The 14102-nt window shown below is 74.9% G+C and carries 12 protein-coding genes; 8 read left to right on the top strand and 4 right to left on the bottom strand.

Annotation, left to right across the window (positions count from 1 at the left end; translation table 11 throughout):
* The first annotated feature begins 16 nt into the window (after positions 1-16).
* The 3 genes from ABT023_RS25145 to ABT023_RS25155 are packed head-to-tail and all read left to right on the top strand — an operon-like array spanning position 17 to position 3742.
* Complete coding sequence (locus ABT023_RS25145) at positions 17-949, top strand: NAD-dependent epimerase/dehydratase family protein (protein WP_350888855.1); 933 nt, start codon at positions 17-19, stop codon at positions 947-949.
* Positions 949-2358 carry a lipopolysaccharide biosynthesis protein gene (locus ABT023_RS25150; RefSeq protein ID WP_350888856.1) on the top strand — a complete coding sequence of 470 codons (1410 nt, stop codon included), beginning with the start codon at positions 949-951 and terminating at the stop codon, positions 2356-2358. Before ABT023_RS25145 ends, ABT023_RS25150 begins: the two co-directional genes overlap by 1 nt.
* The gene (locus ABT023_RS25155; protein WP_350888857.1) at positions 2339-3742 is read left to right on the top strand and encodes a glycosyltransferase family protein; all 1404 of its coding nucleotides are present in this window, start codon (positions 2339-2341) and stop codon (positions 3740-3742) included. Before ABT023_RS25150 ends, ABT023_RS25155 begins: the two co-directional genes overlap by 20 nt.
* Before the next feature lie 37 nt (positions 3743-3779).
* Here the strand turns inward: ABT023_RS25155 and ABT023_RS25160 are convergent, their stop codons facing one another.
* Positions 3780-5102, bottom strand: a complete 1323-nt coding sequence (locus ABT023_RS25160) for an O-antigen ligase family protein (protein WP_350888858.1) — start codon at positions 5100-5102, stop codon at positions 3780-3782.
* Positions 5103-5499: 397 nt separating this feature from the next.
* On the opposite strand from ABT023_RS25160, the gene ABT023_RS25165 reads away from it, so the two are divergent.
* From ABT023_RS25165 to wecB, 4 genes are read left to right on the top strand one after another with little or no spacing between them, the layout of a single operon-like run.
* Positions 5500-6540 (top strand): SDR family NAD(P)-dependent oxidoreductase, encoded by a 1041-nt coding sequence (locus ABT023_RS25165; protein WP_350888859.1) that lies wholly within the window; start codon positions 5500-5502, stop codon positions 6538-6540.
* Positions 6534-7661, top strand: a complete 1128-nt coding sequence (locus tag ABT023_RS25170) for a polysaccharide biosynthesis C-terminal domain-containing protein (protein ID WP_350888860.1) — start codon at positions 6534-6536, stop codon at positions 7659-7661. The genes ABT023_RS25165 and ABT023_RS25170 overlap by 7 nt, the downstream gene beginning before the upstream one ends.
* Positions 7658-8896, top strand: coding sequence for a glycosyltransferase family 4 protein (locus ABT023_RS25175; RefSeq protein WP_350888861.1), 1239 nt, complete (start codon positions 7658-7660; stop codon positions 8894-8896). Before ABT023_RS25170 ends, ABT023_RS25175 begins: the two co-directional genes overlap by 4 nt.
* The gene (gene wecB / locus ABT023_RS25180; protein ID WP_350888862.1) at positions 8893-10017 is read left to right on the top strand and encodes a non-hydrolyzing UDP-N-acetylglucosamine 2-epimerase; all 1125 of its coding nucleotides are present in this window, start codon (positions 8893-8895) and stop codon (positions 10015-10017) included. The genes ABT023_RS25175 and wecB overlap by 4 nt, the downstream gene beginning before the upstream one ends.
* 40 nt (positions 10018-10057) lie before the next feature.
* Here wecB and ABT023_RS25185 read toward each other — a convergent pair whose 3' ends face one another.
* Together ABT023_RS25185 and ABT023_RS25190 are read right to left on the bottom strand one after the other, a co-directional pair.
* Entirely contained in the window at positions 10058-11113 is a 1056-nt protein-coding gene (locus tag ABT023_RS25185) for a GNAT family N-acetyltransferase (RefSeq protein ID WP_350888863.1), read from the bottom strand.
* Positions 11110-12243 carry a DegT/DnrJ/EryC1/StrS family aminotransferase gene (locus ABT023_RS25190; RefSeq protein ID WP_350888864.1) on the bottom strand — a complete coding sequence of 378 codons (1134 nt, stop codon included), beginning with the start codon at positions 12241-12243 and terminating at the stop codon, positions 11110-11112. The genes ABT023_RS25185 and ABT023_RS25190 overlap by 4 nt, the downstream gene beginning before the upstream one ends.
* Positions 12244-12556: 313 nt before the next feature.
* Here ABT023_RS25190 and ABT023_RS25195 point away from each other — a divergent pair, with 313 nt between their 5' ends.
* Positions 12557-13516 (top strand): DUF389 domain-containing protein, encoded by a 960-nt coding sequence (locus ABT023_RS25195; RefSeq protein WP_350888865.1) that lies wholly within the window; start codon positions 12557-12559, stop codon positions 13514-13516.
* Between the two features lie 33 nt (positions 13517-13549).
* Here the strand turns inward: ABT023_RS25195 and ABT023_RS25200 are convergent, their stop codons facing one another.
* Entirely contained in the window at positions 13550-13981 is a 432-nt protein-coding gene (locus ABT023_RS25200; RefSeq protein WP_350888866.1) for a hypothetical protein, read from the bottom strand.
* Positions 13982-14102: the final 121 nt, after the last annotated feature.

Below are 14102 nucleotides of genomic sequence, written 5' to 3' on the forward strand. Positions count from 1 at the left end.
GATCGTGAAGGTAGTGGTGACCGGAGGCGCGGGTTTCATCGGCGCCAACCTGGTCCGGGCGCTGTGCGAGGTCCCACAGGTGACCGACGTGGTGGCGGTCGACGACCTCTCCACCGGTGCGGTGGAGAACCTGCTCGACGTGCCGGTCCGGCTGGCGCGGGGCACCGTCCTCGACCCGGACCTGCTCGACGAGGCCTTCGTCGGCGCGCAGAGCGTGGTGCACCTGGGCGCGCTGGGTTCGGTGCCCCGCTCCATCGACCGGCCGCTGCCCAGCCACCACGCGAACGCCACCGGCACCCTGATGGTGCTGGAGGCCGCCCGGCGGCACGGGGTGCCCCAGGTCGTCCTCGCGTCGTCCTCCTCGGTGTACGGGGCGAACCCCGTCCTGCCCCGGCGGGAGACGCTGCGTCCGATGCCGGTCAGCCCGTACGCCGTGTCCAAGCTGGCCGCCGAGGCGTACGCCCTGTCCTTCGCGTCCTGCTACGGGCTGTCCGTGCTGCCGTTCCGCTTCTTCAACGTGTTCGGCCCCCGGCAGGCGGCGCACCACGCGTACGCCGCCGTGGTGCCACGGTTCGTCACCGCCGCGCTCGCCGGACGGCCGCTGCGGGTGCACGGCGACGGCCAACAGACCCGCGACTTCACCTACGTGGGCAGCGTGACGGCGGTGATCGTGGAGGCGGTGCTGCGCCGGGTGGCGGCGCCCGACGCGGTCAACCTGGCGTTCGGGGCCCGGGTGTCGCTGCTCGACCTCGTCTCCGAGCTGGAGGACGTGCTCGGCCGCCGGCTGCCGGTGGTGCACGAGCCGCCCCGCCCCGGCGACGTGCGCGACTCGCAGGCCGACTGCGGCCGGCTGCGGGAGCTGTTCCCCACGGCCCGCCCGGTGCCGCTGCGCGTCGGTCTGGAGGAGACCGTGGCCTGGATGGCCGGCCACGTGCTCGCCGAACACTAGTGCCGAGCGTCCCGGCCGGACTCGTCGAGCGGGAGAGGCCCCCGACCGGGGCCCACCGGCGCGCGCCCGACCGCACCCGCCGGCTCGTCGCCGGCGTCTGCACCGCCGTACTCAGCCGGTTGGCCGGGCTCGCGGTCCCGATCGTGCTGGTCCCGGTGACGCTGCCGTACCTCGGCACCGACCTGTACGGCCTCTGGATGGCCGTGGCCGCGTTCGCCGGGATGGCCGCCTTCGCCGACCTCGGCCTGGGCAGCGGGCTGATGACCAAGCTGGCGCCCTGCCAGGCGGCCGGCGACCACGAGCTGGCCCGCCGCTACGTCTCCAGCGCCTACCTGACGCTGTCCGGGTTGGCGGTCGCCCTCTGCGGCGTGCTCTGGCTGCTCGCCGACGCGGTGCCCTGGGCGTCGGTGTTCAACAGCACCGGTCAGATCGCGCCAGGGCAGGCGCGGACGATCGCCCTGACCTGCCTCACCGCGTTCGTGCTCAACGTGCCGCTGTCGCTGATCGTCCGGGTCCAGTACGCCTGCCAGCAGGTCGGCCGGAGCAACCTCTGGCAGGCCGGGGCGGGCCTGGTCGGGCTGCTGGTGGTGCTCGGCATCGTCCGGGCCGGGCTGCCACCGGTGGCGATCATCGCGGCCTCGGCCGTCGCGCCGCTGGTGGTCAACCTGCTCAACAGCCTCTGGTTCTTCTGGCGCGACGGCTCCCGGATCCGGCCCCGGCTGCGCTGCGTCGACCCGCGAGCCGCCCGCGAGCTGCTGAGCCTCAGCGGGCTGTTCTTCGTGGTGACCGTGGTGACGTCCGTCGCGACCAGCGTGGACACGCTGATCGTCGCCCACGCCCTCGGCCTGTCCGCCGTCGCCGCCTACGTGGTCCCGGCGAAGCTGCTGGCCCAGCTCGGCCAGCTCGTGGTGCTGGTGAACGTGCCGCTCTGGCCGGCCAACGGGGACGCCCTGGCCCGGGGTCAACTGGCCTGGGTGCGGCGGATCACCCGCCGGATGACCGTCGTCTCGGTGCTGGCCACCCTGCTGCCCACGGTCGTCCTGACGTTCGTCGGTCAGCGGCTCCTCGACGCCTGGCTGCCCGTGCCGATCGGGGCCGACCCGTGGCTGCTGGCGGGGCTGGGCGCCTGGTGGGTGGTGCAGGCGGCGCTCTCGCCGCGCTTCATGGTGCAGAACGCCGCCGGCGTGGTCACCCCGCAACTGGTCGGCTGGGCGGTGTTCGCTGCCCTGTCGCTGGTCGGCAAGTGGTACGGAGCCTCCTGGTTCGGGCTCTGGGCGGTCCCCTGGGTCGCGGTGGCCGGGTTCGCGCTCACCGTCGTCCCCGCCGCCCTGTACGGCTACCGCAAGGCGTTGCGCCGGGCCGGGCGCCCGGCGCCGGAACGGAGATCCGATGGACAACTGGTCGGCTGAGGAACATCCCCGGGTGCTGGTCGTCGGCGCGGCGGTGTTCGGCCGCGCCTCGGGCACCGGGATCACCCTGTCCAACCTCTTCGCCGGCTGGCCACGACAGCGGCTGGCCCAGCTCTACGCCGAGGACCGGGAACCCGACACGGACGTGTGTCAGCGGTTCCTGCGACTCGACCCGCGCTCCGCACCCGTGGAGCACCACCTGTTCCGCTGGCGGGCCCGCACCACCCGGGGGACGCCGTCGGGCGCGCGGCTCGGCTCGGCCGTCGGCGGGGCGGGGGCAGGTGGGTCGGGGGCCGGCGGGGCGGGCGTCGAGCCGGGGCCGCTGCGCGCCCGGATGCGGGCCGAGCTGCGGGCGTTCGTCGACCTCAGCCCGCTGCGGGTGCCCGCCGGGACGCGCCGGTGGCTGCGGGAGCAGCGCCCGCAGGTGATCTACGCGACGCTGGGCAGCATCCGGCAGATGCGGCTGGCGGTGCTGGCGGCCACGGAGTGCGGGGTGCCCCTGGTGCCGCACTTCATGGACGACTGGCCCACCACCCTGTACACCGACCGGCAGACGCTCGGCGTCGCCCGGCCCGTGCTGCTCGCCGGGGTCCGGAAGGTGGTCCGGCACTCGTCGTACGGCCTGGGGATCAGCGAGCCGATGGCGCGGGAGTACCAGCGCCGCTACGGGCTGCCCTTCGCGGCCTTCGGCAACTGCGTCGACCCGGGGGACTTCGCCGACCGGCCGGGCCTGGCCCGGCCCGCCGGGGCGGTGCTGGACCTCGTCTACGTCGGCGGGCTGCACCTGGACCGCTGGCGGTCGCTGCGCCGGGTCGGCGAGGCCCTCGGCCGGCTCGCCGCCGACGGCCAGCGGGCCCGGCTGACCGTGCACGCGCCCCCGCAGGACCTGGACCGGTACGGCGAGCGGCTCGGGCTGCCCGGCGTCCGGCTGGGCCGGTCGCTGGCCAGCGGCGAGGTCGCCGCGGTGCTGCGCCGCGCCGACGTGCTGGTGCACGTCGAGTCGTTCGCCGAGGAGCACCGCCACTACACCCGGTACTCGCTGTCCACCAAGATCCCCCAGTATCTCGCCGCCGGCCGTCCGGTGCTCGGTTTCGGCCCGGCGGAACTGGCCTCGATGGCCCACCTGGACGCGGCCGGGGCCGGCGCGGTGGTCGGCGTCGACGATCCCGACCGGCTGGTCCGGGAGGTCGCCCGGCTCTGCGCGGATCCCGCGCTGCGCGAGCGGCTGGGCCGGCAGGGGCTGGACTTCGCGGTCCGCCACCACCGGGCGGACCAGGTGGCCGCCCGGTTCGCCGAGACCCTGGCGCGGGCCGCCCGGCGGCCGACCGGCCCAACGCCGGGGCCCCGGCGCGACCCGGCCGGGGAAAGGGTCGGCCTGGGGTGAGGACCGGGCGGGGCCGGACCACGTGCTCCGCCCGGGCTCACCCGGTGGCGGGCACCCTGGGTGCCGGCCGAAGCCCCGCGTTCGGGGCCTGCGGTGTCGCCGGGGCGCGCAGCGTGGGCAGCACGGTCAGCATGGCCAGGGCCAGCCAGGCGGCCGGCGACGCCTCCCACTGGCCGGTGAGCCAGATCGGCAGCATCAGCGCGGTGAAGCCGCAGGCCAGCAGGCGGCCGACCGGCGCGGCCCGGGCGGTCGCCACCAGGGCGGCGGCGAGCGTGCCGAAGTAGAGCAGCACGCCGATCAGTCCCAGGTCGTTGCCGACGGTCAACAGCAGGTTGTGCGGGCCGACGCCGTACGGGTTGGTCGCGATGAGCACCCCCGGCCCGGAGCCGGTGAGCAGGTGCTCCGACCAGGTGGTGACGGCGTAGGGCCAGAGCCACAACCGTCCGGAGATGTCGCCGGTCGCCCGGCCGTACATGCCGTCGAGCCAGGCCATCGTCCAACTCGGGGTCCTGCCCAGCGGCACCAGGAAGAGCAGCGCGGGCCCGAGCACGCCGAGGCCGAGCACCGTCAGCCGGGGCCAGGACCGGGCCGCCAGCAGGGCGACCACTCCGAGCAGCACCCCGATCGCGGCGCCCCGGGAGCCGGTGAGCAGCACGGCCCAGAGCAGCAGCGCCCCGGCGGCCGGCGGCACGAGGCGCCACCGCCGGTGACGTGCCAGGGTCGCGGCGAGGAGCGCGGCGACCACGATCCCGGCGGCCAGCGTGTAGGCGGTGAGATTCACCTCCCGGCCCTCGACGCCGAACCGGTGGGCCACGTCGAGCACCTGCCCCCGCGAGCGGAGGTCCTCGGCCGCCCCGGTGACCACCTCCTGGGCGACGACCACGCAGCCGGCGAGGAACGTCCCGCCCACCAGCAGCAGGTCCCGCCGGGTGCGCAGCACGTGCCGGCAGGCCACGAAGAGCAGGCAGACCGTCGCGTACCGGTAGGCGCCCATCGCCGTGAGGTCCGGCCGGTCAGACCAGAGGTGCGTGTTGTACGCCCAGCCCGCGGTCGCCGCCGCCAGGGCGTCCGCCCAGCGCGGCCTGGGCAGCCGGCCGCTGAGCAGCAGCGCCACCACGGCGATCGGGGCCAGCCAGTTGAACGACCACCACGGCGGGCGGGCCGCCCAGAACGCGATCCAGCAGAGCAGGACGACGCTGGGCAGACCGGTCGGCCACGCGCGGAGCAGCCACGCGGAGGGCCCGTCCGCCCGACGGCGCCGCCGCCCCGGGCCGGACGGGACCGGTCCCGCCGGACGGTGCGCTGCCCGCGACTGCCGCGTCCCGGCGGGGGTACGCGGGCCGAGTCGAACTGGAGGCATGGTGCTCCTTCGCTGACGGACTGCGCCGCCGTCCCGGTCGACCACTCTGTTGTGGAGCGTGACGGGACCGGTCGGGACCGCATGGTCCGCGCCCTTTGTACCAGTTGTGGCGTGCCGAGGTGGGTGAATCGGCGCGAACCGCCCTCGGTGGGCCCGCCCCCGACAGGCTTGCCAACGAGGCTCCGGAGGGTAATTTCCCCCTGTCTTATCCGCTTGAGAGCGATTCGAGGATATAACCCGAAACGCGTATCTGTGGGTGCGGGCCGTCGTTGACCCGGGTGCCGCACCGGAGCCAGGTCAGGTCCGGGCGGTCGCCCGCGCGGCCGGCGGATCGGCGCGGCACGGGCGGGCGGAACGGGGAAAGCCGTCCCGCCGGCCGTGACGAACGGGAGAGGCTATGGCTTTCACGACCTCGGGCCGCCGGGTGCTCATCACCGGCGGCACCGGTTCCTTCGGACAGACCATGACGCGCCGCCTGCTGTCGCAGGACGTGGGCGAGGTGCGCATCCTCAGCCGCGACGAGGCCAAACAGGACGCGATGCGCCGAACCCTCGGCGACGAGCGGGTCCGCTACCACGTCGGCGACGTCCGGGACCGGGACACGGTCGAACGGGCGACCCGCGAGGTCGACTTCGTCTTCCACGCGGCGGCGCTGAAGCAGGTGCCGTCCTGCGAGTTCTTCCCGCTGGAGGCGGTACGCACCAACGTGCTCGGCAGCGCCAACGTGGTCGAGGCCGCCGCGCGCAACGGGGTCGGCTCCGTGGTGGTGCTCAGCACCGACAAGGCGGTCTACCCGGTCAACGCGATGGGCATGAGCAAGGCCCTGATGGAGAAGGTGGCCCAGGCCCACGCCCGCAACGACCCGCGCAGCGCCACCACGGTCTCCTGCGTGCGGTACGGCAACGTGATGTACTCGCGCGGCTCGGTGATCCCGCTCTTCGTCGAGCAGGTCAAGGCCGGCCGGCCGCTGACCGTCACCGACCCGACGATGACCCGGTTCCTGATGTCGCTGGCCGACTCGGTCGACCTGGTCGAGCACGCCTTCCACCACGCGCAGCCCGGCGACGTCTTCATCCGCAAGGCCGCCGCCGGGACCATCGCGGACCTCGCCGAGGCCGTCTGCCGGCTGTTCGACGTGCCGTGCAAGCTCGACGTCATCGGCGTGCGGCACAGCGAGAAGTGGCACGAGACGCTGGCCAGCCGGGAGGAACTGGCCCAGGCCGACGACTTCGGGGAGTTCTTCCGGGTGCCGATCGACGGGCGGGACCTGAACTACGCGCTGTACGTCTCCGAGGGCGAGCTGGGCGAGGTGCCCCGCGAGGACTTCAACTCGGCCAACGCGCCCCGGCTCGGCGTACCGGAGATCATGGAGTTGCTGCGCGGCCTGCCGGAGATCCGCGCGGAGCTGGCCCTGCGGGACCCGGTGCTGGCATGCTGAGGCTGGCCGTCACCGGCGCCGATGGCTTCCTCGGCTGGCACATCCGGACGCTGCTGCGCGCGCTGGGCCGTCCGGAGCCCGTCGTCGTCACCCGGGCGGACCTGACCGACCCGGACGCCGTCGCCGCGAAGCTCGCCGGGGTCGACCGGGTGCTGCACCTGGCCGGCGTGAACCGGGGCGACCCCGCCCAGGTGGCCGCCGGGAACGTCCAGCTGGCCGCGCAGCTCGCGCAGGGGCTGCGGCGCTGCCCCGCCCCGCCGGCGGTGGTCTTCGCCAACTCGGTCCAGGCCGGCAACGGCACCCCGTACGGCGACGCGAAGGCCACCGCGGCGGAGATCCTGGCCGGCACCGGGGCCGCCCTCGACGACGTGTTGCTGCCCAACCTGTACGGCGAGCACGGCCGGCCCTTCTACAACTCCGTGGTCGCGACCTTCTGCCGGTTGCTCGCCGCCGGCGACACGCCGCAGGTGCAGCTCGACCGGGACATGGAGCTGGTGCACGTCACCGACGCCGCCGCCCGGCTCGTCGGCGTGCCGGCCGGCGGGTCCTGGGACCCGGACATGCCGGCGCTGCGGATCGGGGTGGGTGAGCTGGCCCACCGGCTGACCGGTTTCGCCGACGCCTACCGCCGTGCGGAGGTCCCGCCGCTGCGGGACCGGCACGCCGTGCGGCTGTTCAACACCTACCGCTCGCACGTCTTCCCGTCCGGCGTCCCGATGCCGCTGCCCCGGCGCTCGGACGCCCGGGGCGAACTGGTGGAGACGGTCAAGGTGCACGACGGCGGCGGCCAGAGCTTCTGCTCGGGCACCCACCCCGGGGTGACCCGGGGGGAGCACTTCCACCTCGCCAAGATCGAGCGCTTCGTCGTGCTGCGCGGCTCGGCGGAGATCGCTTTGCGCCGGGTCGGCCACGCCGACGTCGTCCGGTTCGCGGTCGCCGGGGACGAGCCGGTCGCCGTGGACATGCCGACGATGTGGGCGCACCGGATCACCAACACCGGGCCCGGTGAGCTGGTCACCCTCTTCTGGACCAACGAGATCTTCGACCCGGACCGGCCCGACACGTATCCCGAGCCGGTCGACCTGCCGGCCCTGGTGCCGAGCGTGGTGGTCGCCGGATGAGGATCGGCCTGGTCAGCCAGTGGTACCCGCCGGAGGGCGCCTTCATCCAGGACAACCTCGCCGCGGAACTCGTCGCGCGCGGGCACGAGGTGAAGGTGCTCACCTCCTTCCCGAGCTACCCGTACGGCCGCGTCTACCCCGGCTACCGGCAGCGGTGGTACGACTGCGTCCGCACCGGAGGGCTGACCGTGCGCCGGGTGCCGGCGTACCCCAGCCACGACCGGTCGCCGGTGCGCCGGGCGGCCAGCTACCTGTCCTTCGCGGCGACGAGCGCGGTCGCCGGGGCGCGCTACCTCGCCGACGTCGACGTGACGTACGTATACCACCCGCCGCCGACGTCCGTCGCCGCGGCCGTCGTCGGCCGGCTGCTGCGCGGCACGCCGGCCGTCCTGCACGTGCAGGACCCGTGGCCGGAGTCGGTGCTGCACTCCGGGATGGCCCCGCAGGGTGGCGCGGGCCGGCTGCTCGACGGGGCGATCGCCGCGGCCATGCGCCGGATCTACCGGTCGGTCACGGCCATCGCGGTGATCTCGCCGACGATGGCCGAACTCGTCATCGAGCGGGGCGCGGACCCGGACCAGGTGCGGGTGGTCTGGAACTGGACCGACGACCGGCTGTTCCGGCCGGTGCCGGCCACCGACGCGGCCCGCGCCGCCATCGGCCACACCGGACGCTGCACGATCATGTTTGCCGGGAACCTGGGGCTGCTCCAGGGGATCGAGACGGCGGTCCGGGCCGCCGCCGCGACCCGCGACCTCGTCGACCTGGTGCTGGTCGGATCGGGGGTGCAGGAGGAGAGCGCCCGCCGGCTCGCCGCCGACCTCGACGCCCACAACGTCCGGTTCCTCGGCCGCCGCCCGCCGGAGCGGATGGCCGAGCTGTACGCCGCGGCCGAGTACCAGCTCATCTGCCTGCGGGACGCGGCCGGCCTGCGGGGGACCGTCCCGTCGAAGCTCCAGGCGGCGCTGGCCTGCGGCCGTCCGGTGATCGTCTCGGCGGGCGGCGACGCCGCCCGGCTGGTCCGCTCGGCCCAGGTCGGGCTCACCTGCCCGCCGGAGGACTGGCGGGCGCTCGCCGACCGGTTCGTAACCGCGGCGGCCCAGCCCGTCGCCGAGCGGCGGGCGACGGCCGACCGCGCCCGCCAGGTGTACCTGGACCGCATGTCGCTGCGGGTGGGAGTCGACCAGTTGGAGGACATCATGATCAAGGCCGCGGACCGGGGGAGGCGTCGATGACGCGCGTCATGACGGTGGTCGGGACCCGACCCGAGATCATCCGGCTGTCCCGGGTCATCGCCCGGCTCGACCGGACGGTCGACCACGTGCTGGTGCACACCGGGCAGAACTGGGACCCGACCCTGTCCGACGTCTTCTTCACCGAGCTGCGGCTGCGCCAGCCCGACCGCTACCTCGGGGTGGACACCACCTCGCTGGGCAGCGTGCTCGGCGGCGTGCTGACCGGGGTGGAACGGGCGATCGAGGACCTGCGGCCGGACGCCCTGCTGGTGCTCGGCGACACGAACAGCTGCATCGCCGCGCTGATCGCCCGGCGGATGCGGGTGCCCGTCTACCACATGGAGGCCGGGAACCGCTGCTTCGACCTGAACGTGCCGGAGGAGACGAACCGGCGGGTGGTCGACCACGTGGCCGACTTCAACCTGGTCTACACCGAGCACGCCCGGCGCAACCTGTTGGCCGAGGGGCTGCACCCCCGGCGGATCCTGCACACCGGGTCGCCGATGCGGGAGGTGCTGGAGCACTACCGCGCCGAGATCGACAAGTCCGGCGTCCTGGAGCAGCTAGGGCTGACCCCCGGCGGCTACTTCCTGGTCAGCGCCCACCGGGAGGAGAACGTCGACGACGCCTCCCGGCTGGCCCGGCTCCTGGACTGCCTGCGGGCGGTCCGGGAGCACTGGGACCTGCCGGTGCTCGTGTCCACCCACCCCCGCACCCGCAGGCGGCTGGCCGAGCTGGCACCCGACCCGGCCGACCTGGCCGGCATCACGTTCCACGAGCCGTTCGGCCTGTTCGACTACGTACGCCTGCAGGCGCAGGCCCGCTGCACCCTGTCCGACAGCGGCACGATCAGCGAGGAGGCGGCGATCATCGGCTTCCCCGCGGTGACGCTGCGCAACTCGATCGAACGCCCGGAGGCCCTGGACAACGCCGGCATCCTGCTGACCGAGCTCGACCCGGACGCGGTCCGCGAGGCGGTGACGGTCGCCGTCGCCCAGGTGGCGTCCGCGGGCGTGCCCTGCCCGGCGGACTACCAGGTCACCGACACCTCCCGCCGGGTCGTCAGCTTCATCCTCTCCACGGTGCGGCTGCACCACGGCTGGGCCGGCATCCGGCGCTGACCGGCCCGGCGCTGACCGGCCGGGCCGGGCCGGGGGTGGGTCAGCGCCCGCCGGCCCGGTAGGCGGGGAAGAACCCGCCGTCGCGCAGGTCGCTGACCGGGCAGCCCAGGCGGTGGGCGCGGGCGGCGGTCAGCGCCGCGTACCGGTCCCGGTCGAGCACCACCGCGCCCGTCCACCAGGGGACGAGGGCGCCGCCGAACGACGTCTTGAAGCGGAGCAGCCCGTCGTCGCCGCGCACCCCGCCGCCGAGGTGCACCCGGGCGCAGCCGGTCTCGGCGGCCCATTCCAGGATGCGCCAGACCAGCAGGTTGTTGGCGCCGTCGCGGGCCGCAGCCGGCTCCGAGCCGGCGAGGTGGTAATGCGCCCGGTCCCGGTGCCGCAGCACGAGCGCCGCCGCGACGACCTCCCCGTCGGGGTCGCGTACCGAGGCGAGCAGCAGGTCCTTGTCCAGCCCCGACGACAGCAGCCGGTAGTAGCCGTCGGGGAACAGGTAGCGCTCGGCGCTGCCGATGCGGCGCATGGTCCGCTCGTACACCCGCCGGAAGGGCGCGGCGGCGGTGAGGTCGAGGGCCGTGGCCGGCCGCAGCTCGGCCGTCAGCCCCGCGTTCCCCGCCTTGCGGACGGCGGTGCGGGCCCGGCCCGCCATCGCCTCCCACACCCGGCGGGGGCCCGCGTCCACGGCGACGGCCACGGTCTCGCCGTGCTGGGCCAGCCGCACCGTCCCGAGTGCCCGGACGGCCGCCACCGGCGCGGGATCCAGCGGCGAGAAGCGGAGGAAGAGGCTCACCATGCCCTGGTCGCGCCAGCAGGCCACGGCCCGGGCCCAGAACCGGGCCAGGTCGTCGGGCGGGCAGCCGGGTTCGATGTGCAGGCCGCAGTAGCCGTACGGGCTGACCCCGTCGGTCACCCCGTCGGCGACTTCCCGAAGCACGTACGGAAGTTGGATCCGCCGCCCCAGCCGGGCGCTGTGCCAGGCGCCGCCCTGCGCCGCCGCGTCCGCCGTACCGTAGCCGGCGGTGAAGTAGACGTCGGGACAGTCGGCGTCGAGCCGGCCGGCCTGCCGGCCCGGTCCGGTCAGGGCGAAGTCGCCCGTCACCGGCGGTCCAGGAACCGTTCGACCGCCCCGCACACCCGGTCGACCTGTCGCTCGTCGAGCGCGGACCCGCTGGGCAGGATGAGACCGGTGTCGAAGAGGCGCTCGGCGACGCCGGTGACCGACGCGGGCGCGTCGGCGTAGACCGGTTGCAGGTGCATCGGCTTGAACACCGGCCGGGTCTCGATCTCGTCGAGGGCGAGCGCCGCGGCGAGGTCTGTCGCCCGCCAGCCCGCCCGGGCGGGGTCCACGACCACGGTGGACATCCAGCAGTTGCCGCCACCGTCGTCGTCGCCGAGCAGGCGTACGCCGGGCACCGTGGCGAACAGCTTCGCGTACCGCTCCCGCAGCAGCCGCCGCCGGACCAGCATGCCGTCCAGGCGGTGCAGCTGGCCGCGACCGAGCGCGGCGAGCAGGTTGCTGGGGCGGTAGTTGTAGCCGACCTCGGTGTGTTCGTAGTGCACCACCGGCTGGCGGGCCTGCGCGGCCAGGTACCGGCAGCGCGCGACGAACGCCTCGTCGTCGGAGAGCAGCATCCCGCCGCTCGACGTGGTCATGATCTTGTTGTGCTGGAAGGAGAGGACGGCCGCGCGGCCGAACGAGCCGGCGGGTCGGCCCCGGTGGGTCGCGCCCAGGGACTCGGCCGCGTCCTCGATCACGGGCACCCCGGCGTCGGCGCACACCGGCAGCAGCGAGGTGTAGTCCGCGCAGGTGCCGAAGAGGTCCACGGACATGACCGCCCCGACCGGCGTCCCCGCCGCCCGCAGGCGGGCCAGCAGCGCGGCCAGCAGCGGCACGTCGAGGTTCCCGGTCTCCTCGTCGCAGTCCACGAAGACCGGCCGGGCACCGGTGTACGCGACGGCGTTCGCGGTGGCCGCGAAGGTCAGCGTCGGAACGATCACCACCTGCCCGGGGCCGACGCCGAGGCCGAGCATGGCCAGGTGCAGGGCGGCCGTTCCGGAACTGGTCGCCAGCGCGGCCCGGGTGCCGACCCGCTCGGCGGTCGCGTGTTCGAGGGCGGTGATGTCCGGGCCGAACGGGCCGACCTGCCGCGCCCGGAACGCGGCCAGCAGGTAGGCCTCCTCCACCGGCCCGAGGTCGGGCGGGGAGAGGTAGACCGGGTCGGCGGTCATGACGCCACGGACCCGGCCGGGTTGGGCGGAAGGTCGGTACCGCTCTGCGGAACACGGGAGGAATCCATGCTTTCTCCGTCTCTCGCCTGGACCACGTCACATCGGTCAGAACCGTTCTACCAAACGGCGCACCGGCGACCGTCGTTTTCACGTATCGGGCGTGGTCGCGCGGGTCGGGCCCGGCGGGCCTGGAGGGCGGGCCGGCAGACAGACAGGCGGGGCCGCCGGCGGGCGGGCCGGGGGAGGGACCGGCGGGCGGTAGAGTGCTGCCGGCCGCGCCGGGCGGCCCGGGCTGGACGTGAGGGGACGGGCCATGCTGCACCTCAGGGTGATCGCCCCGCCGGACCAGTCGTCGGCGGTGACCGACCTGCTCGCCGCCGATCCCGGCGTCACCCACCTGGCGGTGCTCCCCGGGGCGGCCAGGCAGCCGGAGGGTGACCTCATTCTCTGCGACGTGGTCCGCGAGCGGGCCGACACCGTGCTGCGGGGATTGCAGGATTTGGGCGTCGAGGCGCGCGGCGGGATCGCCGCCGACGACGTGGAGCTGACGGTGTCCAGCGCCGCCGACCGGGCCGCCGAGGAGGCTCCCGGCAGCGGGGCGGACGCGGTGGTCTGGGACGAGGTGGCTGCGAAGACCGGCGAGCAGACCGAACTGTCCGCCACCTACCTGGTGCTCATCGTGGTGGCCACCATGATCGCCGGAATCGGGGTGCTGCTCGACCAGCCCATCCTGATCGTCGGCGCGATGGTGGTCGGGCCGGAGTTCGGCCCGCTGGCCGCCCTCTGCGTGGCCCTGCTGCGTCGCCGGCCGGCCGTCGTCGGCCGTTCCGTGCAGGCCCTGGTGGTGGGCTTCCTGGCCGCTATGCTCGCCACCGTGCTCAGCACCTGGGCGCTGACCCTGGCCGGCCTGGTCGACCGGGACATGCTGCTCGCCGCCCGGCCGCTGACCGACTTCATCTGGCGGCCGGACGCGCTGTCCTGGGTCGTCGGCCTGCTCGCCGGGATCGCCGGGATGCTCTCGCTGACCTCGAAGAAGTCCGGCTCCCTGGTGGGCGTCCTGATCTCGGTCACCACCGTGCCGGCCGCCGCCAACGTCTCCGTCGCCGCCGCGTACGGGGTGTGGCACGAGGCGGCCGGCTCGGCGCTGCAACTGGTGATCAACCTGTGCGCGATCGTGCTCGCCGGGCTGGCCACCCTGGGTGTGCAGCAGGCCTGGTGGTGGCACGTGGCCCGGCGGGCGCGGCGCGGTGCGCCCCGGCCGGCCGGCGGCTGACGGCACGTCCCCGGCCGGGGCGCCCCGGACCGGTCACCAGTCGTCGCCGGCGGCCAGCCGCCGGGTGAGCAGGTCACGCAGCGGGATCGACTCGCCGTCCCGGCCGCCCTCGCCGACGATCAGGGGCGCGGGGACCGGCTGCGGGTCGGCGCCGAGGAGCCGGGCCCGCAGGCCCGCCGGGACGGTCAGCAGGTACCACCGCCCGGCGGTGTCCACCGCGCGAGAACGGGCCCGGTCGACGTACCAACCGGTGAGCCGGGTGCGGTACCGACCCTGGCCCGTGTACGGCACGGCGGCCAGCCGGGTGGGCCGCAGCCCGCGCCGGGTCGCCTCGGCCGTGAACCAGGCCACGATCTGTGCCGCCTCGGCGCGTTCGGCCGCCCGCCGCCGCTCGTCCGCCTCGGCGTGCGCGCGCACCGCCCGCCGCTGCCGCTCCCGCCACTGGACGTCGTCCTCGCCACCCATGCCGGCGACGGTACGCGCCGCGCCCGCGCCCCGGCACCCGGCGCTACCGCCGGCCGTCGCCGGCCGTCGCCGGCGGTCGGTACCGGCGGGCCGGGACGGAACCCACCGCGACCGGTCAGGC

The organism is Micromonospora sp. NPDC002296 (assembly GCF_040296145.1).
Lineage (GTDB): Bacteria > Actinomycetota > Actinomycetes > Mycobacteriales > Micromonosporaceae > Micromonospora.